The sequence below is a fragment of the Glycomyces salinus genome (assembly GCF_016428645.1).
Classification (GTDB): Bacteria; Actinomycetota; Actinomycetes; order Mycobacteriales; family Micromonosporaceae; genus Glycomyces; species Glycomyces salinus.
The window spans coordinates 146,638-171,439 of the sequence record NZ_JAELXW010000003.1 but is presented as its reverse complement, the minus strand read 5'-3'; the positions used below and the strand labels follow the sequence as shown (position 1 = coordinate 171,439).

Annotated in this window: 20 protein-coding genes; 7 read left to right on the top strand and 13 right to left on the bottom strand. The window is 69.0% G+C overall.

Annotated features, from left to right (window positions below; all coding sequences use genetic code 11):
* Positions 1-21: 21 nt before the first annotated feature.
* The 7 genes from JFB92_RS01845 to clpB all read right to left on the bottom strand — a co-directional run bounded on the left by JFB92_RS01845 (position 22) and on the right by clpB (position 9,838).
* A complete protein-coding gene (locus JFB92_RS01845; protein ID WP_199034318.1) occupies positions 22-459 on the bottom strand; it encodes an Rv3235 family protein in 438 nt (145 codons plus the stop codon).
* A 534-nt stretch (positions 460-993) separates the two neighbouring features.
* The gene (locus JFB92_RS01840) at positions 994-3,270 is read right to left on the bottom strand and encodes a helix-turn-helix domain-containing protein (RefSeq protein WP_199034316.1); all 2,277 of its coding nucleotides are present in this window, start codon (positions 3,268-3,270) and stop codon (positions 994-996) included.
* Positions 3,271-3,412: 142 nt separating this feature from the next.
* On the bottom strand, positions 3,413-4,450 hold the full coding sequence (locus JFB92_RS01835) for a hypothetical protein (protein WP_199034310.1): 1,038 nt from the start codon (positions 4,448-4,450) through the stop codon (positions 3,413-3,415).
* Positions 4,451-4,459: 9 nt separating this feature from the next.
* Positions 4,460-5,236 carry a peptidoglycan-binding domain-containing protein gene (locus JFB92_RS01830; protein WP_199034308.1) on the bottom strand — a complete coding sequence of 259 codons (777 nt, stop codon included), beginning with the start codon at positions 5,234-5,236 and terminating at the stop codon, positions 4,460-4,462.
* 5 nt (positions 5,237-5,241) lie between these two features.
* The gene (locus tag JFB92_RS01825; protein ID WP_199034306.1) at positions 5,242-6,156 is read right to left on the bottom strand and encodes a hypothetical protein; all 915 of its coding nucleotides are present in this window, start codon (positions 6,154-6,156) and stop codon (positions 5,242-5,244) included.
* 51 nt (positions 6,157-6,207) lie between these two features.
* Positions 6,208-7,158, bottom strand: a complete 951-nt coding sequence (locus JFB92_RS01820; protein WP_199034305.1) for a bile acid:sodium symporter family protein — start codon at positions 7,156-7,158, stop codon at positions 6,208-6,210.
* Positions 7,159-7,240: 82 nt separating this feature from the next.
* Positions 7,241-9,838 carry an ATP-dependent chaperone ClpB gene (gene clpB, locus JFB92_RS01815; protein WP_199034304.1) on the bottom strand — a complete coding sequence of 866 codons (2,598 nt, stop codon included), beginning with the start codon at positions 9,836-9,838 and terminating at the stop codon, positions 7,241-7,243.
* 219 nt (positions 9,839-10,057) lie between these two features.
* Here clpB and JFB92_RS01810 point away from each other — a divergent pair, with 219 nt between their 5' ends.
* Positions 10,058-11,125 carry a hypothetical protein gene (locus JFB92_RS01810; RefSeq protein ID WP_199034301.1) on the top strand — a complete coding sequence of 356 codons (1,068 nt, stop codon included), beginning with the start codon at positions 10,058-10,060 and terminating at the stop codon, positions 11,123-11,125.
* 63 nt (positions 11,126-11,188) lie between these two features.
* Here JFB92_RS01810 and JFB92_RS01805 read toward each other — a convergent pair whose 3' ends face one another.
* The 3 genes from JFB92_RS01805 to JFB92_RS01795 all read right to left on the bottom strand — a co-directional run bounded on the left by JFB92_RS01805 (position 11,189) and on the right by JFB92_RS01795 (position 13,889).
* Positions 11,189-12,316: a hypothetical protein gene (locus JFB92_RS01805; protein ID WP_199034299.1), complete on the bottom strand. Its 1,128-nt coding sequence runs from the start codon at positions 12,314-12,316 to the stop codon at positions 11,189-11,191.
* Between the two features lie 518 nt (positions 12,317-12,834).
* On the bottom strand, positions 12,835-13,545 hold the full coding sequence (locus JFB92_RS01800; protein WP_199034297.1) for a hypothetical protein: 711 nt from the start codon (positions 13,543-13,545) through the stop codon (positions 12,835-12,837).
* Between the two features lie 14 nt (positions 13,546-13,559).
* Positions 13,560-13,889, bottom strand: a complete 330-nt coding sequence (locus tag JFB92_RS01795) for a hypothetical protein (protein ID WP_199034295.1) — start codon at positions 13,887-13,889, stop codon at positions 13,560-13,562.
* A gap of 381 nt (positions 13,890-14,270) precedes the next feature.
* On the opposite strand from JFB92_RS01795, the gene JFB92_RS01790 reads away from it, so the two are divergent.
* The 4 genes from JFB92_RS01790 (at position 14,271) to JFB92_RS01775 (ending at position 16,834) form a co-directional block, all read left to right on the top strand.
* Positions 14,271-14,471 (top strand): hypothetical protein, encoded by a 201-nt coding sequence (locus JFB92_RS01790; protein WP_199034293.1) that lies wholly within the window; start codon positions 14,271-14,273, stop codon positions 14,469-14,471.
* A gap of 432 nt (positions 14,472-14,903) precedes the next feature.
* Positions 14,904-15,440, top strand: coding sequence for a hypothetical protein (locus tag JFB92_RS01785; protein WP_199034291.1), 537 nt, complete (start codon positions 14,904-14,906; stop codon positions 15,438-15,440).
* 41 nt (positions 15,441-15,481) lie between these two features.
* A complete protein-coding gene (locus JFB92_RS01780; protein ID WP_199034289.1) occupies positions 15,482-15,841 on the top strand; it encodes a hypothetical protein in 360 nt (119 codons plus the stop codon).
* A gap of 297 nt (positions 15,842-16,138) precedes the next feature.
* Positions 16,139-16,834 carry a DUF4386 domain-containing protein gene (locus tag JFB92_RS01775; protein ID WP_199034287.1) on the top strand — a complete coding sequence of 232 codons (696 nt, stop codon included), beginning with the start codon at positions 16,139-16,141 and terminating at the stop codon, positions 16,832-16,834.
* A gap of 36 nt (positions 16,835-16,870) precedes the next feature.
* Here JFB92_RS01775 and JFB92_RS01770 read toward each other — a convergent pair whose 3' ends face one another.
* Entirely contained in the window at positions 16,871-17,005 is a 135-nt protein-coding gene (locus JFB92_RS01770; protein ID WP_199034284.1) for a DUF4259 domain-containing protein, read from the bottom strand.
* A gap of 403 nt (positions 17,006-17,408) precedes the next feature.
* On the opposite strand from JFB92_RS01770, the gene JFB92_RS01765 reads away from it, so the two are divergent.
* Positions 17,409-17,699, top strand: a complete 291-nt coding sequence (locus JFB92_RS01765; protein ID WP_199034282.1) for a hypothetical protein — start codon at positions 17,409-17,411, stop codon at positions 17,697-17,699.
* 59 nt (positions 17,700-17,758) lie between these two features.
* Here JFB92_RS01765 and JFB92_RS25975 read toward each other — a convergent pair whose 3' ends face one another.
* A complete protein-coding gene (locus JFB92_RS25975; protein ID WP_199034280.1) occupies positions 17,759-18,382 on the bottom strand; it encodes a hypothetical protein in 624 nt (207 codons plus the stop codon).
* Positions 18,383-18,575: 193 nt separating this feature from the next.
* Between JFB92_RS25975 and JFB92_RS01755 the strand changes: the two genes are divergently transcribed.
* The gene (locus JFB92_RS01755) at positions 18,576-19,979 is read left to right on the top strand and encodes a chloride channel protein (RefSeq protein ID WP_199034278.1); all 1,404 of its coding nucleotides are present in this window, start codon (positions 18,576-18,578) and stop codon (positions 19,977-19,979) included.
* Here the strand turns inward: JFB92_RS01755 and JFB92_RS01750 are convergent.
* Entirely contained in the window at positions 19,885-24,795 is a 4,911-nt protein-coding gene (locus JFB92_RS01750; RefSeq protein ID WP_199034275.1) for a DNA repair ATPase, read from the bottom strand. The two genes, JFB92_RS01755 and JFB92_RS01750, sit on opposite strands and share 95 nt — an antisense overlap.
* Positions 24,796-24,802: the final 7 nt, after the last annotated feature.

Sequence of the window (24,802 nt, the reverse complement as noted above, 5' to 3'; positions counted from 1 at the left end):
TTTCGGCCCGGCCCTCGATTATCAGCTGTGGCGGGTCGAGCGGGCCGGTTGGATCACCTCGCAGTCGTGCAGGCGCCAGCCCTCCCCGGTCAGGTGGAAGGTGAACGTCATCGCGCGGTGGGTGCGGCCGTCGCCCAGCATCGCTATCAGTTCGGCGGTGCGGGCGTTCGGGCAGCGCATGCGGCGCAGCCGGGTCTGGTGGAGCCTGGTCGGGAGCTGGCGGCGGGCGCGGCCGAAGGCCGCCCAGCCCTGCGGTGTGGCGTAGCGTTCGACCGCGGCCGCCGGGCAGCGACCGGCCAGCACGTTCAGGAAGTAGCAGGAGAAGCCGGCCGCTTGGCGCGGCGTGGTCCGAATGGCGGTGTTCGGGCGCCGGCCTCGGCCGCTCGGTGCGCGCTTCAGGCCGTCGGTGGAGACCCGGTGCTGGTCGCGGGCGCTGGAGGACTGGTTCCATTGGCGCAAGATTGCGCTCCTTTCGCGATGGTCAACCTGTAGGGCACTGTCCCTACAGGTCGGTAACTTAGCCGTCGCCCTGCGTGTCCGCAATCACCTGCGCCCACGAGCGGCTTCGCGGAAGTACCAAAGTCTGTAGACATCGATGCATCGAGACGTCCCGGAGCGAACGACTCACGCGGGGAGGAACCGGGGTTCGTTGTAGGTTCTCTACAAAGTTTGGACGCACCTTGTCACGCCGTGGCTTGCATTCATGTGCTCTACGAATACCGCTCCGGTATCGGGCACTCCAAGTCCCGATGCTTCGGTGCCGACTCGTACCGTCGAGCGGTGGGGTTCCGCTTGGCGGGCAGGGGAAACGCCAATCTGAAGGCCAGGAAGCCGGAGCATCTGGAGGTGAATGACCAGCCCTGTAGCGCATCCGGGGCGATTTTCAGTCGGCAGACGCGGAGGATGACTGCGCCACGTCCGGCGGCGCGGCGCCAGGCCGTGGGGTAGGCCATACATGGCCGGTGGGGTTGACCGGGGAGAACGGTCCTGGGTTCACCGGTCGGTGCGGTCGACGTCGGCGAGGTGGTCCTGGAGCCGCTCGTGGCGGAACTGGTAGACCACTCCGGCGCGGCGGAGCACGCCGCGGTCGTAGGCGTCTTCGAGGAAGGCGGGGACCGCCCAGGGCAGGCGTCCGGTCAGCGGGAGCCACACGCGGGCGAACACCAGCCATTGTCCCCACGCGGTCATGCCGAGCGCGTAGACCATCCCGCCTCCGATGCCGCCGATCAGGCCGAACGACAGCCCGTAGTTGGGGTCCCAGTCGAGATAGACACCGGATAGGGACGGGAACTGCCGCAGGAGCTCGCCGGCGGACCAGACGGCGGATGGAAGGGCGATCCCGAAAGAGGCCGCGAACAGGGACACCTGGACGATGACGGCCGTTCGGTTGGTTCGTATCAGGTCCTCCGGACTACCGACGGACTCGATGTCGAGAGGTTCCTCGCACAGGCCGATCAGTCCGAACGCGAACCCGCTCGCAAACGCGAAGATGCTTCCGAATACGGCCGCGCCGAAGAACGCGTTCACGAGACTCTGCCCGGGATCGATGCCGTGCACGACCACGTCCAGCATTCCATTGAGGATGCCGTATCCGATCCCTCCCACGAGGCCGGAGATGAGACCGGTCCGGAACCGGTGAGCGGCATTCCGCCGCCTGCTCGGACTTCGGTCGCGGATCCGCATCTGGATCCGCGACGGCTCGAGGAATCGCTGCCTCGAGCCGACCGCGAACTCCTGCACGAGGCTGATGATCGTTCCGATCATGAGGCCGAACACCACCCCGTACACGACCAGCAGCGCCCTCATCTCGCCGGCGAAGATCGCTTCCACGACCGTGTCGGCCAGCCCGAAGACCAGTCCGACGGCGAGAACCATGATGGGCATGCGGGCCCGGCGGCGCATCGAGGTGCCGAACTGCCACCAGGCGAGGTCATGGGTGTCGAGCCGCTTCAGATGGCGGGCGAGGTAGCCGAGCCAGCGCCGGGCCTGTTCGGGTTCGTACCGCCGCCCGCCCGGCCGGGACCGGTAGACGGTGGGGACGAAATTGCCGAGGAGATGCCTCTCTATGGCGTCCGCATCGCCGAAGCGGTCGGTCTCGAGCAGCTCGGACGGGTCCTCGTCGTGCGTGTCGCTGTAGACGGTTCGAGCCATGGAGGCCATCAACGGCGTGGACAGCGCCGCGGCGATGTTCGCACCGGCCGTACCCGGTTCACCGCGGAGTCCGGCCAGCACCGGATCCCACAGTGGAGCGCCCTTGCCGGTCCGCCGCGTGGTCGTGCGTCGCAGGTAGTGGACCAGGTCGGACGGGTCCAGGTCGGTCAGGTGAACGCCGGCGGCCGCTTTCAGCACGTGGTTGTCGCCGACTGCGGTTCGGTACTCGTCCGGGCGGCTGGTCATCAGCAGCGGCATGTCGGTGGCGGCGTTGAGCGCGTTCAGCGCGTCATGGCGCAATCCCTTCGCGATCTCGTCGAAGCCGTCCAGGACGGGCAGGATCAGGTCGTGATTGACGAGCGCGGCGGCCAAGGTCGATCCGCCGTGGGCGGGGGCACCCAGGCCCGGGTGGTCTCGCAGCAGTTGCGCGGCCATCCAGTCCCGCAGTTTCGTGGTGCCGGGGTTCCACGATTCGAGCCTGAAGATCACCGGTACGGGGTCGGTCGGCCTGCGGTCGCCGCTGAGGCGGTCCAGCGCGAACCGCAGGGCGAGGATCGACTTCCCGGTCCCGGCCCGGCCGAGCACGACCAGCCTTCCGGACGGGACCTGCCGGTAAATGTCGGCGATCCGGCCCAGCCGACCGGTCAGATCCATCGGCTCGGCCGCTTCCCCGGGCGGCGAGCGGCGGATGTTCGCCCAGAGATCGAGCTGTTCCGGGGCCATCGGCCGCCACCGCACGGGCAGCGGGAACGGGTCCCGGAGCTGCCGGTGCTCCTCTTCCTCCCGCCAGCGGAGACGGAGCTCCTGTGCGAGGCTTGCGGCGGCCTCGGCGAGTTCGTCGGGGATGCGCGACTCCTCCTCGCCCGGTGGCTCGGGCTCGGTGGATGGCCGCGGCGCGCCTCGACCGGCGGCGGCGATGAACTCCTCGAGCTCGTTCCCTTCGAGCCCCAGTCCCTCGGCCAGCAGTTGGACCGTCTTCATCCGCAGGTTGGGGTGCTCGCCGGACTCCACTCTTCGGATGGTGCGAATTCCCAGGGTGGATCGCTGCTCCAGATCGTCCTGGGTCATGCCCGCCCGCGACCGAAGCCGCCGGACCATCTTGCCGAATTCACTGGTCATGGCTCAGCGTCACCTTGAGGGGAGAAGGTGTGCCCCGGGTCCGCGCAGGGCCGCTCGTACTTCGCGGGGCCGTCGTCAATCGGTAATTCCACCGGCATACGGACAATCATACGTTGTCGACCCGATAACACGCGAGTCATGTTCATACCGCTGCCCGCCGTCGAACACTGAAGCCCTTCGCCGGTCTCCCGGGGCGATATAACCAGTCCCCGGATCCGAAGTAGAACAGGTTCGGTGAGTTCGCGATCTCCACTGGGAGTTCGGCCTCCCAGGCGGTCTCCCCGCCGTAGGCGGCGAACGCGATCTGGTCGTCATCGCGCGACAGGTAGCCCGCGGCGGTCAGCGCCGCGCAGTCCTCGCCGACCGACTCCCCCGAGGACAGGTCGATCACGTTGTCGCCGCGCTCGGGACGGATCGTGAATCCGCCCCCATAGGACGCCGCCTCGTCGTAGTCGTCGGCCAGGCACGCGTACCGGCCGCTGGGGTCCACCGCCACCAGGTCGATCACCGGCGGCTCGACGCCGCCGAGCCCGGCGAGCGCGATCGTCTCGATCCGCTTGCCCTCGTCGTCGACGCGGTACAGCTCGGTGACCGCCAGGTCGCGGTAGAGCCCCTCGGCCGCGCCGTCCTCGCCGGTGTACCAACGCAGGCGGCAGCCCGGCTCGAGTTCGACCGCGCCGGGCAGCGGCTCTCCGTCCCGCGAGTACCACTCGGTCGGACCGAAGTCCTCGACGACCATGCCGTCCTCACTCCACACCGCGGCGCGGTGGGCGAGCAGCGCCGAGCCGTCGGCCAGCCAGGCCGGGTCCAGGCACGCGTGGTCGAGCGGGTAGTCGACTGCCTCGGTCGCCTCCCCGGTCTCCAGATCCCCGATCATCAGCGTCGAGTTCTCACTGCCTCCGGCGATCCAGGACGCGCGCGACCCGGTCGGGTCGACGCTCAGCGATGCGGTCAGGACCCGGCCGACGTCGCCCTCGTGCTCCCAGACGCCGCTCAGGTCGAGGATCCGTTCGGGGGCGTCCGAGCCGACCTCCCAGCGCCACAGGGCATGGTCGTCGCCCACGCCGTAGACGTGCCCGCGGTCGTCGGTGTCCTGGCTCTCGGCCGAGTCCGCGTCGCAGCCGGCCAGCGCCGCGCACAGTGCCAGCAGGCCCGCGGCCATGCGTCCGCTCGCGCCCATCTCGCCACCTCAATCCATCTTGTACTTGCCGGCGTTCTCATCTGCCATGGCGTGTCTGGCGATCAGGTCCATCCAGGCCCGGCCGTCGACGGACCTGTCGGTCGGGTCCACGTCGGTGTCGAACTCGTCGCGCAGCAGCGCGAAGCCTTCCCTGGTCTGCGGGCCGAAGTCGCCGTCGATGGCCATCTCGGAGAATCCGGCCAGGTCCCTCGCGGCCCACTGGATGATCGTGACGTCGGTGCCGTAGTCCCAGTCGAGGGCGACCGCCTGCCTGCCCCGGTCGACGTGGATGTGGTTCCAGTGGGAGCCGTCGGGGTCGTTGTGGCAGTGGAGGACGGTCCCGAAGTGCTTGCGGCAGGTCGCGATCACCGCGAGGTAGCGGCGGCGGAGGCGGCGCCTGGAGTCCTTGCCGTGGACGGCCATGTCGACCCATTGGTCCGGGCCCCACACGAACTTGGTGAAGTCGATCGCCGCCCCGTACCGGTGGTAGCCGGGCTTGCAGACCTTCGCTCCGGCCACCCCGGTCCACCGGTACTGCCATTCGTTCTCGTCGGGCGGGTAGTCGCGGCCGAGCGTCCGCAGGTCGCGGATGACCCGGCCGGCCCGGTCGTGGATCTCGGCGTGCATCGTGAACGAGGTGACCGACGGGTGGACTCCGTAGCCGTTGCCATTGAAGGCGGTCCGGTACCGCATCTTCAGGTCGTCCTCGTAGAGCCAGTTGCGGGTGACGTCGGCGTAGCCGCACTTGGAGCTGGCGAATGCCTGGCTGCTGCTCGGGAACGGCATCGCGCTCACCTCGGTTCCATACGGTAGGAGATCCGGTCGGCGTCCGATTCGATCCAGGCGCCGGCCCGGCCCGGTATCGCCAGGACCTCACCGGCGCAGGCGCATTCGGGCGCGGACTCGAGCGCCCTGCCGACGGGCGTGTAGCGGGACTCGCGCACCTCGCCGTGCAGGTCGCTGAACACCCGGACGACACCTGCTTCGGTCCAGACCGCCGCCATCGGCCGTCCGGCGCCGGTCGCGGTCGCGGCGGGGGCCAGTTCAGTTCCCGGCGGGCCGGTGTGGACGGCCTGGGTTCCGCCGCCGTCGGCCACGACGGCGAACAGCCGCTCTCCGGCCGCCGCCAGGCGGGTCCCGTATCCCTCGCCCAGGCCGTCGGCGAGCGGGTGCGGCGACCAGCTCGCACCCGCGTCGCCGCTGGTGGCCAGCCGGGAGCTGGTCACCAGCGCCAGATGAGGGTCGGGACAGCCCTCGACGGCCACCGCCAGGCCCGATTCGCCCACCGCCGCGATCGAGGTCGCGACGCCGGAGCGGATCTCGTCGGGCACCGGCAGGTCGGCGTAGTCGGCGCCCGAGCCGTCGGCCCGCACCAGGGCGGGCAGGGACCGGTCGGGCGACAGCTCGACCGCGCCGGTGATCCACAGGACCTCCCCGAGCGCGGCCATCGAATGCGGGTGGAAGTCCTCGGGCAGCGTGATGCCCGCGGGTCCACAGGTCTCGGCCCGGCCGTCGGTCACGGTCAGGCGCCGGATCTGGTAGTCCTCGGTGAGCGCCAGCAGTTCGCCGTCGCGCGCGGCGGCGGCGCGGATCGGCGCCGCCGTCCCGTGCCCGCGCGCCGGCGAGGCGATCCCCGCCGCCAGCACGGCGGCCGCGCCACCGAGCACTGTTCTCCGCGAATACCGCGGACGTTCGAATGCGGCCATACCATGCACTATGGCCACTGACAACCGTTAAGTCCGCGAAACGGAGAATATTCATTCTTCAGTGGCCGAGCGGCCCTGGACCGGCCGCCTCGACCAGAACGAGGCCACCAACGCGCCGGAGACGTTGTGCCAGATCGAGAAGATCGCGGCCGGAAGCGCGGCGGCGGCCGTGAAGTGGGCGCCTGCCAGGGCCGCGGCCAGGCCGGAGTTCTGCATCCCGACCTCGACGCTGACCGCGCGTCGACCGGACTCGTCGAGCCCGACCAGCCGGGCCGCGCCGTAGCCGAGCGCCAGGCCGAGAGCGTTGTGGAGGATGACCGCGGCGAACAGCAGCAGCCCGCTGGTCAGGACGGTCTCGGCGCTGGCGCCGACGACGGCCGTCACCACCAGCATGATCCCCAGGACCGACACCAGCGGCAGGACCGGCAGGAGCTTCTCGACGAGTTTCCCTCCGAAGCGCCGCACCAGCAGTCCGGCCAGGACCGGGAACAGCACGACCTGGAGGATCGAGGTCATCAGAGCGGCGGCGTCGACCGGCAGCTCCGAACCGGCCAGCCACAGCACCAGCAGCGGTGTGAAGACCGGCGCCAGGAGGGTGGATACCGAGGTCATTGCCACCGACAGCGCGACATCGCCCTTGGCCAGGTAGACCACGACGTTGGAGGCGGTGCCGCCGGGCGCGGCCCCGACCAGGACCATGCCGACCAGCAGCGCCCCGGACAGCCCGAATGCCTGCCCGATGCCCCAGCCCAGCAGCGGCATGATCGCGAACTGGGCGACGATCCCGGCCACCACGGCGAGCGGGCGGCGGGCGACCAGCGCGAAATCGACCGGGCGCAGGGTCAGTCCCATCCCGAACATGATCACGCCCAGAGCCGGGGTGATGGCGGGGGCCAGGGAGGCCGAGGCGTCGGGCGCGGCCAGCCCGATCGCGGCCGCGGCGAGCACGAGCACGGCGAACCAGCGGCCGGCCAGGCTTGAGATGTTGCGGACGATCTTCACGGACCGGAGCGTAAGCCTCCGCCCCGCGCCCTCCCCCGAAGAGGCGAGCCCATCTCACGCATTGGGCGTCCCACCTGCGCCTCTATCCTTTCGAGACGGTCAACCGGTCCCCCACGTCGCTGGTGCCCACTTTGACCGTGTCGCCATCGATGATCTTGCCCTCCAGCAGATCCCGTGACAGCGGATCGCCGATCGAGTTCTGGATCAGGCGGCGCAGCGGGCGGGCCCCGTAGACCGGGTCGAAACCGCGGTCGGCCAGCCACGACTTGGCCGAGTCGTCGACCTCCAGCCGCAGGCGGCGCGTGTCCATCCGCAGCTGCATCTGCCGCAGCTGGACGTCGACGATCGCCTTGAGGTTCTCCTGCTCCAGCGCGTGGAAGATGACGATGTCGTCGAGCCGGTTGAGGAACTCGGGCTTGAAGTGGCCGCGGATCGCGCCCATCACCGATTCGCGCCTGGCCTCCTCCTCCAGGGTCGGGTCCGTCAACGCCTGCGAGCCGAGATTCGAGGTCATGATCAGGATGACGTTGCGGAAGTCGACCGTGCGGCCCTGCCCGTCGGTCAGCCGCCCGTCGTCGAGGACCTGGAGCAGCGTGTCGAAGACCCGCGCGTGCGCCTTCTCGACCTCGTCGAGCAGCACCACCGAGTACGGGCGCCGCCGCACCGGCTCGGTGAGCTGGCCGCCCTCCTCATAGCCGACATATCCGGGAGGCGCCCCGATGAGGCGGGCCACCGAGTGCTGCTCGGTGTACTCGCCCATGTCGATGCGGATCATCGCCCGGTCGTCGTCGAACATGAACTGCGCCAGGGCCTTGGCCAGCTCAGTCTTGCCGACGCCGGTGGGCCCGGCGAAGATGAACGAGCCGGTCGGCCGGTTCGGGTCCGACAGGCCCGCGCGCGCCCGCCGCAGCGCGTCGGCGACCACGTGCATGGCCTCGTCCTGGCCGACCACGCGCTCGCCGAGCACCTGCTCGGCGTGCAGCAGCTTGTGCGTCTCGGACTCCTGGAGCCGCCCGGCCGGGATGCCGGTCCACGCCGAGACCACATCGGCGATCTCGTCGGCGTCGATCTCCTCCTTGAGCATCGGCGGCTTGGACGACTCGCCGGACCCCTTGATGTCGGCCTCGGCCTCGGTCAGCCGCTGCTCCAGCTCGGGGATCTTGCCGTAGCGCAGCTGCGCGGCCTTCTCCAGGTCGTATTCGCGCTCGGCGCGCTCGGCCTGCGTGCGGAGGTCGTCGAGCTGCTCTTTGAGGTCGGAGACGGCGGTGATGCGGTCCTTCTCGGACTCCCACTGGCGGCTGAGGGCCGCGAGCCGCTCGCGGGAGTCGGCCAGCTCCCGCTGGAGGGACGCCAGGCGCTCGGCGCTGGCCGGGTCGGACTCGTTCTGGAGCGCGGTCTCCTCGATCTCCAGGCGCCGGACGCTCCGCTCGACCTTGTCGATCTCCTCAGGGCGCGAGTCGATCTCGATGCGCAGGCGACTGGCGGCCTCGTCGACCAGGTCGATGGCCTTGTCGGGCAGGAACCGGTCGGGGATGTAGCGGGCCGACAGCTGCGCGGCGGCCACGAGCGCGGAGTCGGTGATCCGCACGCCGTGGTGGACCTCGTAGCGCTCCTTGAGGCCGCGCAGAATCGCCACGGCGTCCTCGATGGATGGCTCTCCCACGTAGACCTGCTGGAAGCGGCGCTCCAGGGCGGCGTCCTTCTCGATGTTCTCGCGGTACTCGTTGAGGGTGGTCGCGCCGATCATGTGGAGCTCGCCGCGCGCGAGAGCGGGCTTGAGCATGTTCCCGGCGTCGAGCGAGCCCTCGGACTTGCCGGCGCCGACCATGGTGTGCAGCTCGTCCATGAACGGGATGATCTCGCCGTCGGAGGACTTGATCTCCTCCAGCACGGACTTGAAGCGCTCCTCGAACTGGCCACGGTACTGGGCGCCGGCGATCATGCTGGCCAGGTCCAGGAGCATGACGCGCCGGTCGCGCAGCGACTCGGGTACGTCTCCGGCGACGATCCGCTGGGCCAGGCCCTCGACGATGGCGGTCTTGCCGACGCCGGGCTCGCCGATGAGGACCGGGTTGTTCTTGGTGCGCCGCGACAGGACCTGGATGACGCGGCGGATCTCGGTGTCGCGGCCGATGACCGGGTCGACCTTGCCGGAGCGGGCGGTCTCGGTCAGGTCGACGCCGTACTTCTCGAGGGCCTTGTAGCCCTCCTCGGGGTCGGAGCTGGTGACCTTGCGGTCGCCGCCGCGCAGGGTCGGGAAGGCGCTGATGAGCTTCTTGTCGGTGGCGCCCTGTTCGGCGAGGAATCCGCCGACCTCGCCGCCGGCCTGCACGAGCCCGGTCAGGAGGTGCTCGGTGGAGACGTACTCGTCGCCGTAGTCGGTGGCGATCTTGTCGGCGGCGTTGATCGCGCGCAGCGACTCTCGGGCCATGGACGGCTCGGACACGCTGGGACCGGACGCCGAGGGCATCTCGTCGAGGCGCCGCTCGGCCTCGGCGGAGACGGTGCCGGGGGTGACGCCGACGAGCTGGAGCAGGCCGGGGGCCGTCGAGCCGTCCACGGTCAGCAGCGCGTCGAGCAGGTGCCAGGGATCGACGGCCGGGTTCCCACCGGCCGCCGCGGTGCGGGCGGCCTGGGATATCACTTCGCGAGTCTTGGTTGTCAGGCGATTTACGTCCACGATCCTGCTTGCCTTCCTCACAGAGTAAAGAACACGGTCGGTGAAACCACCGCAGAGTTGAGTCTATAAGACTCAAGTTCTGGAGGGCCAATCAGTTGGCTCAGGTCACAGACTAAATCCCCCTACCCGCGGGTCCGATCCTTTCAGAGGATGGCAGAGCGACCTTGCCGGATTCGACTAACGTGAGCCTCCGTGACGAACACGGACCGCGATTCGCGGGTGAGCGAGCAAGAGATCGAAGCCCTGGCGTTCAGGATGCAGTGGGTCGGACCGTCCTACGAGCGGTCCGAGGAGGGGATGCTGGACCTGGCCGCCCATCTCAAGTGGCGGCCGGCGGCGACCGACGAGTGGCCCCGCGCAGCGGACGGGTCGTTTCAAGGTGTCGCCGGTACGGCGTCGGCCGGTGGCACGGAGAGACTCCGGTATGCCTATCTCGGCGCCGACGGCATCGTCGTTCCGGTCTCGCAGGTCACCGGCGACGCGATGGCGCAGGCGGAAGAGTTCAGGCGGGTATCCGATATCGCACAGGACGCCCTCAACCCCGCGTCGTTCTTCGGGAACTACTCGCCTTCCCAACGCGCTGCCGACCTGCCCGCCTGGGGGACGCCGTACATGCGGTGGCGAGGCCAGTACACCACCATCGAACTGCGTGCCGGAAAGTCCGGGCCCGAGTTCGTATCGGGCTACACCGAAATCTGGGAGGACGATTACCAGAGCGCCATGGTGCGCAAGCCCACCGGCTTCGTGGGCGCGGTCGCCGGGCCCGACCGCATCCAGCACCTGAATTTCTGGACCGCGAGCGGCTGGGACGAGCTCCTCAAGGACATGACCGGCTTCCTGACCGGCCTGACCGCGGAGTTGACCGCCTTCGGAATGTCCTTGAGCCTGGGGCTCTACGGCCGCATCCACTCCGAGGACGGAACGCCCGACAGTCCGATGCTGTTCGACGTCAGGTGCTCCAATCGACTGCACATCGGCTATGTCGGGCCCGATGCCGTCGATGCCGCCGCTCTCGGCTGGAGTCGCACCGATCCGCAGGCGCTCCTGGGCGGAGGCGGTCTCGAACACTTCGAGGCCCCTTGGCATTTCGACGCCGGTGGCCTCGGGGTCGAAAAGGCCGCCGAGGCCGCGGGACTCATCGTGGAGACCGCCAGAGCCGCCGGAGTGCGGGAGGCGGGCGACCTGATGCTCGGAAAGGAAGGCGAGTACTACCCGGCCCAGAGCCGCGCGAAGTACCGAGGCCCGTACACCATCCGCTATCCCGGGCTACGCCTGCGGACCGTCTGACAGAATCGCGCCCGCCCGGGTGAGTTGCGGCGGACCGGGCGGGCGCGAGTCGGGATCTGAGGTTCAGACGTAGGGGTCGTTCTCCGGGTCGAAGTGAAGTCCCCAGACGTCCTCGTCCTCGGTGAGCCAGGTCTCGCGGCCCTCCTGGTCCTCGGGTCCGCGACCGCCCGCCCCGCGGCCGCCGCCCATCATCGAACTGGACGCTCCGCGACCGGCGCCCATGCCGCCCTTGCCCGCTCCGGCGGCCATGCCGCGTCCCGCACCGGCGCCGCCGCTCGGGCTGCCGAACAGGCCGGTACTGGCACCGGCACCGGTTCCCACACCACCGGCGCCCGCGCCGGTGCCGAGCCCGGTGCTCGCGCCCGCACCGGCGGGAGCGAGCGTCCCGCCACCGGTTCCGCTGGCCAGACCACCGCCGACGTCGTCGGGGTCCTCACCGGCGTAGGAGCCCCAAGGGTTGTCGGAGTCGAGCCCGGAACTACCGGTGTCGAGGGAACTGCCGCCGCCATTGCCGCCGAGCCCACCGGACCCGCCGAAGCCACCGGTGGAATCGGGGTTGTTCAGCCCGGTAGTACCGGAGCCGGAAGGCGAACCGTTGAAGTCGCCGCCGCTGGGCGGTGAGTACCCGGAGGTGTCGAGATCGCCGGAAGACTCGCGGAACGTCGTGTCGCGGGAAGGCTCGACGGTCGGGGAGAACTCGCTCCCGGCCGTTTCGGCATCCTCCCAGCGAGCGAGCACGGTGTCGTTCTGCTCGGTCGCGCGGGCCTGGTAGTCCTGGTCGGATTCCTCGTAGTCCTGGGCGGCGCGGTCGTTGCCGTCCTGCTCGGCCAGCCGCTCGGCCTCCTGCCGCAGCGCGGACTCGTCGGCCTCGGGGTCCTCGGCCTTGAGCCGGGTGTAGTGGCGCTCGGTCTGGTCGGTGACGTACTGGTTGAGCTCGTTGGCGTACTCCCCGTCGAACCCGCCGAGCTCCATCGCGCGATTGGTGGAGTCGTCTTCGCCGTCCCAGGAACACCCGGACGCGATCTCGCACTCGCCGTGCGTGAACGGGGGCCGGATGTGGATCTTCGGGTCCGAGAAGAGGTTGCCCTCGCTCTCAGTCCAGTACTGGGGCGCAGGGTAAGGAAGCTCGTGGGAGTCGCCGCCTTGGAGGGCGTAGATCTCGGCTGCCTTCTGTTCAAGAAGCCCAGCCATACCGCTTGACGCATCACCAATGTCTGTCGCGATCTGCTCGCAGTTTGCGAACACCGTCTCCATCTGTTCGCTGAAGGCGTCGAAATCTGAGCCCTGCCACCCGTTCGACAGCTCGGACAACTTCGCCCGAAGAATCGGCTCTACGCCCGTTTCAGGGTTTTTGGAGAAGTCATAGTTGAACTCGGCCCATTTCTCCGAAATGGTTCGCAGCGCGTACTGATCGCCCTCAGCTGGCCGGATCTGCGAGACCAGAGCCTGGACTTCCTCTTGACTGGGAGCCGCAGTTCCACCGGCAACACAGTAGAAGCTCTCAACTTGACCGGCCACCGGAACAGCGGACACCAGCTTCACCCACGCCTCCTCGGCAGGGTTAGAAGTGTTGGTGCAGTCACCGTTGGGGCACGGATCGCTGTCCAGAAGGGAACTGTTGGCGATGCTGTCCTGCGAGCTGATCGCTTCAGATCCCTCCATGCCCTCGTAAGGATCGGTATCGAGTTCGATGTCCTCGCCACTCATGGCTACTGCACCTCCGCAATGCGGTCGTTGATGGTCTGGCTGACCTCGGGAAGGTAGGTGTCGACGAACCATTGATTCAGTTCGTCATCGCTGAAGGCCAATGACGGCTCGCCGCCGCCGCGAAGCCCGAAGTCCTGGGTGTGGTACAGGTCGATATGGAAGACCCATTGCCCGTCACGAGCGATGACTTCAACATTCGGTTGGCTGGTATCGCCAAGCCAGGAGACGACGGTCCCTTGATCCCAGGGATCAGAAAATTCTTCGCTCGCGGCTTCGTCCCACTCGGATGACTCACCTTCGGCGGCCGATACACGTTCTTCGAACACTGCCGTGGCTTCGCCTTCGCCTTCGGTCGGGATGATCTTGACCTGCAATTCACCCCCTGCGCCCATGCCCTCGTTGTCTCCGAGGTTGAGCAGACCGTTGCACCCGAGAGCATCGGGATCCAGGGTGTTCCCGAGCTCTGAATTGCCGGGCTCGCCGCCTTCGGCGGTAGTGCTACCCCAGCCGACGATGCCCATCTCATCGGCGATCGGCTGGAGGTTATCGAGGACCTCGCAGGCGTTCCAGGAAGTCATCTCGGTGTAGACGGGGTCTTGGGCTTCGTCCGAGCCGTTGTCGTCGTCGGAGGAGCCGCTGTCTTCGCCGCACGCGGCGAGGAGGAGTGCAGCGGCACCCGCCGTCGCGAAAGTCTTGGTGAGAGTGCGCTTCATGAGGTATCGGTGCCCTAGCTGTTGATGTCGTCTTCGGGTGCCGAGACTTCTTCGGTGTTTTGCGCCTCGGTCTCGTCGTGGAGGCCCAGTGACTCGTTGATCGTCACGATCGCGCCGTGCAGATCGGCACGGAGCTTCTGCAGGTTGTCCCAGGTGTCTTCATGGGCGTCCTTGTACCGCTGGCGCGCGTCCTGCGAAGAGTCGAGCAGACCGAACCCGGGTTCGACACCCAACTCATTGCCGCTCTTGAGCATCTCGACCTTCTCGGTCACGAAGTCCAGACGCGCTTGCAGTTCGTCACGGAAAGCAGTCAGGTATTCCGGATCGAGGATGCGCTGAGCCATGAGCGGGGACCTCCGGGGCCAGTTTCGGTGGGTTTGTTGGCGCTCATCATGGTAGCGAACAGTTACCAAACGTACGGTCCACGGAAACGGCGATGGTGATCTAGGCACGATCTAGACGGTTTCGAACCGGAGTGCGTGTCGCGCTTGATTCCGATTTTCCGTTGTGCCAAGGTTTCGTCACGCGCAGTGCGCGGATTCTGAGAACAACTGAATGTCATCGGCGGGCCGCCGATCAATCGCCAAATCTCCTGGCGGCCCGCCTCCCAGACCAACGGAAGGAAACCTCCCATGGTCAGCGTTAGCCTACGCCAAAATCGGGCGGCGACACCAGACCAAAACACGCACGATGACCAGTCCGTCACCCTCCCGGAGGACGGCCGCTTGGCGCTGTCCGCGCGGCGGAACCGGGCCGGGCTCATGATGCTCGTCCAGCAGCCGTTCTACCGTCATCCGAACCTCGGACCGGGCGCTCCGCTGGTCGAGATCACCGGCACCGGCGAGACGGCTGGGTTCTACGACTGGGCCGGTCGACGGCTCTTCCTCCCCGACGGCGAACCCGACCCGGCCTGTCCGGGCGTCTAACGATACCAGCACAACCCGTCCTCGTGCGACGTCGACGCACCCGATTCAGACCCGCGTTCGCCGCGCTACGAACCGGCGCACCTGCGACACCGGTCCGGCGATACCTGGCTCATCGATCACGACCGGCCGCGCGACCCGTTCGACCCCGGACCGTACGGGACGCCAGGCTGGCACCAGGACCAGCGCACCGGCCGCCACCGCAGGGACGAGACCCCCGACCCGCTTCCGGCCGAGGGCTGGGTACCGCCCGAGAACGCCTGGTACCCGGGCATCGAAACCCGCGCCGGACGCCAGGATCAGACTGAGGCATCACAGTCCCCGCCCAGATCCGACCGGGTCGACCCTCGGGGCCCGAATCCGCAACCGGGCCCAGCTCGGCCACGCCGCCAGTTCTGGGGAGAGTCCGAGGCGAGTGCGGCGGTCGATGCCAACTTGCGCGAACAGGCGTGGGACCACTTCATGACCGACTCGGCCCCACTGGCCGCCGCCCACCAGCGTCAGCCCGTTCGCCGGTCCCGGCAGAGTGCGTTCGACCGTGAGGCTGGGCTCGCGCTGCTGATGTGGATCCGCCTGGCCCGGTGGCTGTTCGCCCTCATCCGCTCCCTGAGCACCGGGGCCGAACCGAACCCCGGGCCACAAGAGACACAGGCTGCGGGAAAGCGGCTTCGCCGCTTGGCACGCCAACGGACCGTGGAGGGACCGACGTGCATGGCCGCCCCCGCACCGGGGAGCGTGCCAAGCGGCAGAGCCGCTTTCCCGCAGCCGGGGGTCTCCTATGGCCCGGATCGTCGCGAGTCGACCGGCCCGACGGTGCCGGTGATGCCCCAAGGCGGACCGGCATATGGTGGCCTGGACCGCGGCCAGCCGACCAGCCCGGCGGTGCCGGTGAGACCGGCAGGCGCCGCCGCGATGGCCCGCGCCATCGCCGGCGCCCAACGCGCCAGGGCGGGGGTGGCGGCATGGGCCTAGGCAGGAAGGCACCGCCCCGGGCCCGAGGCGCTTACGCGGCTGTGCTCGCTCAGATCCCATTGCCGGTCCGCTCGATCTCGGCGCCGGTCGCCGAGACCCTGACCGTCCTGGGCGAGACCGAGATCAGCGGCAGGACCGTCCAGTTCGGCACGCTCACCGAGGCCCCACGGCTGTGGGTGGCGCTCCCCGGAGCGACCCTGCCGATCTTCGGGTACCTGACGGCGTTGGTCAGCGGGGATCCGATCCTTCACGTCACCGTTGAGAAGCACGGATCTTGGGCTCGGCGATCGGACAGCTCGGCTGAGATCAAGGCGGCCGCGATGAGAGTCTGGACCGAATGTCTCCGCACCTGCAAGGCCGACGGTGGGGATGGCCCCCAGGACGGCCACACGGCCAGTTGACGCGTTCCTGGATTCCGCTGGTGCCCAAGGCGATGGCCGCTACCCATCAATATATGAATGCTTCATGTTCATAAGGAGTGGTCGCCGCCCTCTCCCGGGTCTGCCAGCCGAGCACTCGCGCGTTCCTTGGGGCGCCGCGTCCTACGCCGGTACTACATGGGGCGGGGCGTCCCACCGAGGGTGGAACCGAAGATGGAACCTGAGGTGGGCGCGCCCACGGCGTGAAATCCCTAGGCTCCATGTAAGACGAAACCGTTCCGCCCCCGATCAATCCCCTCTGTTCCTCGGGAGTTCTATATGAACACTGCCCCGGTCCGCACCGCCCGCATCACCGGCGCCCTCTATCTGGCGCTCGTCGTCGCCGGAACGTTCAGCTTCCTGTTCGCCCGCGGCGCGATCTACGTCGAAGGCGATGCCGCCGCCACCGCCGCGAACCTCATCGACCAGGAGACACTCGCTCGCCTCGGTCTGGCCGGCGAATTGGCCAGCGTGGCCGCGGCAGCGCTCCTCGCGCTCTGGTTCTTCCGCCTCTTCCGACCAGTGAACCCCTTCGCCGCCGGATCACTCGCCGCGTTCGGACTGTTCAACGCGGCTACGATCCTCGTCGGAGCGGCGTTCACGTCTGTCGCGATCGGCGTCGGTTCCGGGGAGCTGGCCGCTCCAGACGATGACCCGGCCGGCACCGCCATGCTGATGTACGACCTGAACGGCGCGGCCTGGGGAGTGGGGACGCTCTTCTTCGGGCTCTGGCTCATCCCCATGGGCCGCCTGGTGGTCAGCTCGGGATACATGCCGCGACTTCTCGGCCACTTGCTGGTACTGGGAGGATTCGCCTACATTGCGAGCGCCTTCATTTCGTACCTTTGGCCTAGCGCGCCGGGCGCGGTGATCGAAGGCCTCGCGCTCGTCCCGCAGGTCGGCGAGTTCTGGATCATGGGCTACCTGCTGATCATCGGGGTGCGCCGGACGGAAACGGCACATGACACCCTCTGAGGCGGTCCGGACCGTCGGGTTGCGGGTTCGGTAGTTTCAGTCGTCCTCGTATTCCTCGGTGTCGGTGACCTCGCGCATCGCACCGCCAAGACCGGCGGCTGTGCCTGACGGATCGGCCACGCAGTCGAGCGCGCCGTCATTCTCGAACGGACCCATGCCCCAAGCGCCCATGTCTCAATCCATCTCAACGTGGTCTTTGATTCGGGCAAGGCTAGCCATGCGGGTGACGGCACCGCCTCTTGACGCCGAACCGCCCACCTGGTTGCGGTACAGGTCTGCGGTTTCGCCTCGAGCTAGTCGGCCGCCAACGCCTTCCGAGACTGCGACCGGCGCTGGGGGCCCGTGCCGAGTGCGGGGCGCGTCGGCCGTGCGAGAGCCGTGCAGCAGTCGTGCGTGGTCCGTCCACGATACGGAGTGAACACCGATTCCGATAACGGACTCCGGCCATCTACGCCTTCGCACCGGGCGTGGGGACGGCCGGAGGCGATGGGGAAGGGGGCACTGCTCCGGGTCCCCTTCGCCATCGCGCCGGATCAGTGGTGTTGCTTCGCCGCATACAACTGAAGGGAACAACATGAAGAAGCGTCTCGCAGCCGTCGCCCTCGCGTTCGCGGCCGCCATGATGGTGGGCGTCTCGGCCCCCACCGCGGCCCACGCCGAGGTGGTCGAGTCCGCGCCGACCGTCCAGCAGGATGATTTCTGGGACTGGCGGTACCTCGGGGCCTACAGCTCTCGCGCCGCCTGCGACGACGCGGGGGGCAAATTCGAGTTCGAATCGCTGCCCGCGATCGTCAACACCAAGTGCGTGAAGGGCAACAACGACGGCCGTATCGTCTACAAGCTGTACTGGCGTCCCTTCTTCTGATCGGAGACCCGGACGACGAAGCCCCGGGCCTCTCGGCCCGGGGCTGTCGATCGCGGCGCTTACTTGCGGGTGCCGGTGAGGTTGAAGATCGACTTCAGCTTGTCGAGGAACGACGGTTTCGGGGAAGTCTCGGCCTCGGGCTTGGCCTCCTCGGTCTTCTCCTCGGGCTCCTCGATCGTGTCGATCTCGGGCTCGGGGGCTTCGGCCTGGGTCGGGACCTTCGGTTCCGACTTGTCCTCCGGTTCGGACTTCTCCTCGGCCTCGACCGGCTCCGGTTCTTCCTCGGCCTCGACCGGCTCCGGCTCTGCTTCCGGCTGCGCCGGCTCGGTCTCGGCCTTCACCGGTTCCTCCTCGGGCTCCTCGGCCTTCGCCGGTTCCGGAGCGGCTTCCGACTCGGGGGCCTCCGGTTCCTCGGCTTCGGCGGGGGTCTCGGTTTCCTCGGATTCGAGCAGTTCCTTGAGGTCGGCGAGCTTGATGACGGGCACGCCGGTCTCCTCGGCCTTCTTGACGCGAGCCTCGGAGGGCTTCACCGTGTCGTCGATGACCAGGTGGGTGACGGTCTTGGTGAACTTCGCGGCCACGGCGACATCGGCGTCGGCATCGGCGATGCCGCGGGCCTCTTCGGCGTCAGGGCCGGTGCCCAGGACGATGATCCTGATCTTCGCTCCCGTCTTCGTCGGCACGGGGACCTCCCTATTTCGGTTCGTTATCGGCTACAGGGGCACAACGGGCTTAGAGTCACGCGCTCCCTGGTAGCGTACCGGGCCGCCCGCGCGGCCCGGTCGACTGGAGCCGCGCGAATCGGAGCGAATCCCCGAGAGCCGCGGTATCGTTCCGTAGCGATACGAACACCGCTCGCGGACCTGGGGGCGCAGAGTGGACCGGACCGAGCGCACCGCAGTCCTAAAAGCTCAATTGCGCGTGCTGGCGACCGCGGGGCTCATCGGCGTCCCGGTCTCGTTCGCGGCGTTCGTCTTCCTCGCGCTGCTGCACCGGCTCACCGGGTTCGTATGGGAGGACCTGCCCGAACGCCTCGGCCTCGGGACGCTCCCGTGGTGGTGGCCCGCGCCGTGGCTGGCGGTCGGCGGCCTCCTCGTCGGGATCGCCGTACGCTACCTGCCCGGCCGCGGCGGGCACGTGCCGCTCGAAGGACTCGGTACCGAACCGGTACCGCCCTCGCACACGCCGGGCATCCTCCTGGCCGCCCTCGGCGGACTGCCCTTGGGTGCGGTGCTCGGACCAGAGGCACCGCTGATCGCCGTCGGCAGTGCCGCGGCCACCGCCTTGACCCATCGATGGGGTCCGCGGCGGGACACCCCGGAGCACGCGGTGCTGTCCGCGGCCGGGGCCGCCTCGGCGATCGCCGTCATCTTCGGCAGCCCGTTGATCGCCGCGGTGTTCATCGTCGAGTCCGCCGCCGCCACCGGACACCGGCGAACCAGGATCGTCCTGCCGTGCCTGCTCGCGTCCGGCATCGGCGCGCTGATCTTCACCGGACTGGGCTCGTGGACCGGGTTCGAGATCGCGTCGCTGGCCCTGCCCGAGATCTCCGGACCGCTCGAACTCGGCCTCACTGACATACTGTGGACGGTGCCAGCGGCCATTGCGATCGCCTACGCGGTCAAGCAGCTCCACCGACTCGGCCACTGGTTCGAGTCGCACTCGATCCGGCGGCAGGGGGCCGCCGCCGTACTCGCCGGCCTGTCCGTCGCGGCCTGTGCCGGAGCCTATGCGCTGCTCACCGGCAGGTCGCCGGTCGAGGTGGCCCTGTCCGGGCAGGAGACGCTGGCGGACGTGGCCGCCGAGCCGGAGGCGTGGACGGCCGGAGCACTGGTCGCGCTGCTCGTCTTCAAGGGCCTGGCCTACGGGGTCTCCCTCGCCGCGCTGCGCGGAGGACCGATCTTCCCGGCGCTGTTCCTCGGCGCGGCGGCCGGACTGCTGATGTCCGGCCTGCCGGGGTTCGGGACGGTACCGGCCCTGGCCGCCGGGATGGCCGCCGCCACGACCGCGATCCTGCCACTCCCGGTCTCATCGGCGGTGCTGGTGACACTGCTGCTGGGCCCGGCCTCGGCCTCGATGACGCCGATCGTGCTGGTCGCGGTGGTGGTGGCGTACGTTTCCGAGCAGGCGCTCGACCGGTATCAGCCGTCGAAGCCGAATCGCCCGCGTGAGGCGGCCGCGCGGGTCATCGCGGTTCGGGGCGTCCGCCGCGCAACGCGCCCTCGATGCCGCCGACCCGGTCGGACAGCAGTGAGATCGCTCCGACCGCCCTCGACATAGGATCGTCCTCGCCGCCGCCGAGGAGCTTCTCCCGGCGGAACGCCTCCTTCACCGCTTCCCAGCGCTCGACCTGGTCGTCGGTGAGCCGGTATCGCAGTTCGGCGAGTTTGAGGAGGTTGGCCTCGGCGCCCGAGGCGAGCGTCTGGGCCTCGCCCGCGTAGTGGTCGTCGATGACCGCCTCGAGCTCCTCGTCGTTCATCACCGGGACCACGCGTTCGGCGAGCCGGTTCATGTTGCGGTACGAGCCCTGGAGCAGGAACGGCGGTTCGGTGCGCGCGGCGTCGTCGGTCGCGGCCGAGCCGATGTAGGCCATGTTGTTCCGCAGGACCGTGCGCTGGATGTGGACCATCTTGCGCAGGACCGAGAGGACCTGGTCGAGTTCGCCCGCCGAGTAGGCGTGCACCAGGTCGTCCGGGTTCGCGGTCGGGTCGCCGGAGGCGAGGCGGACCAGCAGTTTGACGTCGCCTCTTTCGCGGCCCGCAAGCGGGGCGGTCACCGGGTTGGAGGTGAGCGCGTTCTCGATGTAGGAGTGCGCGAAGACCTCGTCGCGTCCGGAGAGGACGTCGCCGAGGTTCCATACGTCGGCGCGGTTGGCGAGCATGTCGGGGATGCGGAACTTCTGGCCGGCCTCGGTGTACGGGTTCCCGGCCATGCACACGGCGAACCGCTTCCCGCGCAGGTCGTAGGTGCGGGTGCGACCGTCCCAGACGCCCTCCATCTTGCGTTGGGCATCGCACAGCGAGATGAACTTCTGGAGCAGCTCGGGGTTGGTGTGCTGGATGTCGTCGAGGTACAGCAGCACGTTGCTGCCGCATTCGAGCGCGAAGTTGATCTTCTCGACCTCTTGGCGCGCGGTCGCGTTCGGGGCGTCGGCCGGGTCGACCGAGACCGTCTCGTGGCCGAGGGAGGGCCCGTTGACCTTGACCAGGAGCATCCCGAGCCGGTCGGCCACATACTCCATGAGCGTGGTCTTGCCGTAGCCGGGCGGGGAGATGAGCATGAGCAGGCCGGACTGGTCGGCCCGGCGCGAGTCGCCGGTGCCGGCGCCGATCTGCTTGGCGAGGTTGGCGCCGATCAGGGGCAGGTACACCTCGTCGATGAGCTGGTTCCGCACGAACCCGGGCATGACCTTGGGCTTGAACTCGTCGACCCGCAGCGAGCGGCGGTGGGCCTCGACCAGTTCGCCGCGGCGGCGCTGGTAGGTCCGGTAGCCCGGGAGGGTCCGGGTGCGGAAGCGGCCGGTCCGGGAGAGGAACTCGTCCAATCGGAGTCCGAGCACCCGGTTGTCGATGCGTGGATGGACGCCGAGGAGGCCGGTGACCTGGGTGGTCAGGTCGGCCGTCACGTCGTAGGTGTCCACTCCGGACAGGATCATGGCCAGGGCCTCGGGGAGGTCCTCGGCGTCGAAGTGTTCGTCCTCGGACCGGGCTAGGAACGAGTCGAGCCAGGTCCAGGCCAGGCTCCACTGCGAGTACAGGTCGCCGTCGAGGGCGCGCAGGTCCTCGTCCAGGCCGCTCCTGGCGCCGGGGCCGAGGCGCCGCTCGAGGGCGGCCAGCAGGTCGCGGGCCCGGCCGGAGGCGGCGAACTTGCCTCCTAGGGCGAGCTCCTCGGCGAGGTATTCGGCGGCGAGATCGGTCGGCGGGTTCAGCCGGTAGCCGTAGTGCGTCGACAGGCGGGTGCCGTCGAGGAACGGGGCCAGTCCGGTTTCGATCTCGTCGATCAGGCCCCGCATGGCGTCGGCGCTGCCGAAGGTCTCGCGGACACGCGCCAGGGAGCGGGCCTGGGAGGCGATGCGCTCCTGGTCCTCCTTCTCGACGCCGACGGTCCAGTAGAGCTGGGCGGCGGCGCGGGCGGCGGGGGTGTAGCGGAGCATCCCGGCCGCGCCGTGGAGGCGCAGCAGTTCGGTCAGGATCGCGGCGGCGTCGGCGTCGTGGACGCCGCGCTCGTAGCCCTCGTCGTAGCGTTCGGCCGCGGCCGCCGAGACGAACCGCGGCAGGTCCTCGGCGAGGAGCCTGGTGGGGCCGTGCTCGGCCAGCAGGGCCGCGGCCAGGTGCTCGCCGCGGTAGACGCTCTCGTTCTCCGAGGGCAGGAACTGGTTCCAGTACGGCTTGGTGCCCTCGAACTCGGGGTCGTCGACGACGTGCCGGTAGTCGGTGCCGGTCAGCGAGAACGCGAGCCGGTCTCCGGACGGCACGAGGGTGAGGTCGAGCGGCTGCGTGTTGACCGGGATGCGGTACTCGCCGAACTTGATGGCGTCGCCGTCGAACAGGTCGAGCTGGTCCTGGAGGGCGCGTCCGGCCTCGGACCGGGCGGCCGAGATGCGGCCCTCGATCTCCTCGGCGCGGACGGTGTCGTCCAGTTCCCGCAGCTCGGTGATGACGCGGCGGAGCCGCTCGACCATCGGGTCGGTCGCGAAGTAGGTGTTGACCTCGTCCAGCGAGGACAGGGTGGCGGTGCGCCGGGAGACGGCCTCCAGGATGCGGTCGGCGCTGGCGGCGAGCTGCTCGGCGCGGCGGGCGGCCTCGTCGAGGAGGTTCTGCTTGCGCGAGGAGAACGCCTCGTAGACGTCGGTGCGCTTGTCGGCCAGCTGCGCGAGGAACTCGTCGAAGTCCGCGAAGCGCGTCTCGAGGTTCTCGATGGTCAGCAGGAGGCGACCGAGCTGCTCGTCACAGGCCGCGGGCGTGCCGGCGGCCGAGAGCGCGGCGGTGACGGCCTGCCCGAGCAGGGCGTACTCGGCGGCGAACTCGGCCCTGCCCTCGCCGATCGACAGCTCGCGGCGCCTGGCAGCGAGCGCGGCGCGGGTGCGGTTGACCGCGGCCAGGACCTCCGAGACGCGCCCGAGGATCGCGGTGCGGACGGTCGCGTCGCCGATCTCGAGGGTGGAGACGACCTCGGTGAGGGTCTCCAGGCCGAGCTGGCGGGCGTCGAGCTGCTCCACCAGCGGCTCGGACTCGGCGACGGTCTCGATGGCGTTCGCCTTGCCTTCGAGCTGCTCGATCTCGGCGAAGTACGGCGCGAAGGCGTCCTCGCGTTCGAGGTAGGCCACGGCGCGGCGGCCGGTCGAGTCCAGGATCTCGGCCAGGTCGGCCTCGAGCCCGGCGATCCGGTCGAGGTCGATGTAGCGGACGTCCTTGAGGGTGACCAGGTGGCCCTGGGCGCCCCGCAGGTCGGTGAGCAGGTCGACCCACTGCTCGGCGGACTTGGGGGCCTCGCCGCGGGCGCGGCGCAGCAGCTTGACCGTGTCGTTCCCGGCCTGGTCGAGGGCCTTGCCGGCCTCGGCGGTCAGTTCGGCGACCGTGGCGTACTCGTCCAGCACGGACTCGGCCGTCTCGCGGACCGAGCGCAGCGTCTCGTTCAGCGAGAACAGGCCCTCGTCGCCCAGCCACGGATAGTCGTCCAGGCAGCGGGTGGCGGCCGCGATGAGCGCCTCGAACACGGCCTGCCCGGGGTCCATCTCGCGGACCATGCGCGCCACCGACAGGGCGTCGGAGACCGCGCGGACGGCCTCGGCGTTGCCGATGCGGTGGATCGGGCCGTCGCCGCTCTCGGCGGCCGCGGCGTGGGCCTCGGAGACGAACGGGGTCGACCACACCTGCACCGGGTGGACGCGGGTGGCCTCGTCGCCGGTGAAGCGGAACGCGACCATGGTGCCGTCGTCGAACACCGAGTAGCCGTGGACGCTCATCGGCGCCGCGACTTCCTTGCGGATAACGTTGTACGGCAGGAGCAGCGAGCGTCCTTCGGCTTCGTGGTAGAAGACGTAGAGGACGTCCTCGCCGTTGGGCGAGCGGATCTGCCGCTTGAACTTCAGGCCCTCGGTGTCGTGGTCGAAGGTCTTGAGCTTGCCCTCGTTGAGGTAGTAGCCGCCGGGGAAGATGATGCCGTGGTCCTCGGGCAGGCGGCGGCAGGCCTGGCCGATCGCGTCGGCGCGCTGGACGTCGCCGGTGCGGGTGTTGTAGATCAGGTAGCGCACCTGCGTCTCGTTGTACGGCAGGATGCGCAGCAGGAGCAGCGGACCGATCCGCGCGTAGGCGATGTCGGCGTCGGCCAGCGACTGGAGCGGCTCGGCGACCGGCTCGTCGTAGACGCCCTCGCCGGTCTCGGTGTTGTCCTCGATCTTGACCGTGAGGGTGCCGTTCATGCACTCGACGAAGATCTCGTCCTCGATCGACACGTGCGGGTGGCGGCCGGTGACGTGGTCCTCGCGGGTGGTCTCGGTCCACTCGAACTCGAACGGCTCGGGCCAGGTGTGGTCGGCGTCGCCGCGGGCGTCCATGTAGGAGGCCGTGCCGTCCGGTTCGAGCTGCCAGCGCAGAACGCGCTGGTCGCCGAGCTTCTCGCCGATCCTGAAGACCGCCAGCAGTCTGGTCTCGACCTGCCGCACCTGGAGCAGCTCGGTCGACTTGTAGTAGCGGTACATCTCGGTGAAGTCGGACTCGAACCGGGGATCGTCGAGCACGTGCCCGGGCGAGTCGACCGCCTTGAACGAGTACTTGCCGTCCTCGCGGACGAACTCGTGGACGGCGAACACGTCCCCGACCGCGGTGTGGGACTTGAGCCCCATGTGGACGTTGTAGCCGAAGAGGAGACGCCCGCCCACCTGCACCATGTCGCGCGGCACGCAGTTGTTCCCGGTGCGGATGCGGGTGGTGCCCAGCAGGCTCAGCTCGGTCGACCCGAACGCGGCGACGCGCTCGGCGTTGAGCGCCTCGGCCCGGTCGGTCAGCTCGGTGGCGTAGTCGGCCAGCCGCTTGGACAGGACTTCGTACGTGCCGGCGTCGAGCGCGCCGGACTCGGTCGTCTCCTCTTCGGCCATGTCGTTC

Bases quoted from the DNA above. Each gene is read 5' to 3' on its own strand.
- JFB92_RS01840 (WP_199034316.1), bottom strand. From the start codon at position 3,270: ATGACCAGTGAATTCGGCAAGATGGTCCGGCGGCTTCGGTCGCGGGCG.
- JFB92_RS01835 (WP_199034310.1), bottom strand. From the start codon at position 4,450: ATGGGCGCGAGCGGACGCATGGCCGCGGGCCTGCTGGCACTGTGCGCG.
- JFB92_RS01830 (WP_199034308.1), bottom strand. From the start codon at position 5,236: ATGCCGTTCCCGAGCAGCAGCCAGGCATTCGCCAGCTCCAAGTGCGGC.
- JFB92_RS01825 (WP_199034306.1), bottom strand. From the start codon at position 6,156: ATGGCCGCATTCGAACGTCCGCGGTATTCGCGGAGAACAGTGCTCGGT.
- JFB92_RS01805 (WP_199034299.1), bottom strand. From the start codon at position 12,316: ATGGCTGGGCTTCTTGAACAGAAGGCAGCCGAGATCTACGCCCTCCAA.
- JFB92_RS01800 (WP_199034297.1), bottom strand. From the start codon at position 13,545: ATGAAGCGCACTCTCACCAAGACTTTCGCGACGGCGGGTGCCGCTGCA.
- JFB92_RS01795 (WP_199034295.1), bottom strand. From the start codon at position 13,889: ATGGCTCAGCGCATCCTCGATCCGGAATACCTGACTGCTTTCCGTGAC.
- JFB92_RS01775 (WP_199034287.1), top strand. From the start codon at position 16,139: ATGAACACTGCCCCGGTCCGCACCGCCCGCATCACCGGCGCCCTCTAT.
- JFB92_RS01770 (WP_199034284.1), bottom strand. From the start codon at position 17,005: ATGGGCGCTTGGGGCATGGGTCCGTTCGAGAATGACGGCGCGCTCGAC.
- JFB92_RS01765 (WP_199034282.1), top strand. From the start codon at position 17,409: ATGAAGAAGCGTCTCGCAGCCGTCGCCCTCGCGTTCGCGGCCGCCATG.
- JFB92_RS01750 (WP_199034275.1), bottom strand. From the start codon at position 24,795: ATGGCCGAAGAGGAGACGACCGAGTCCGGCGCGCTCGACGCCGGCACG.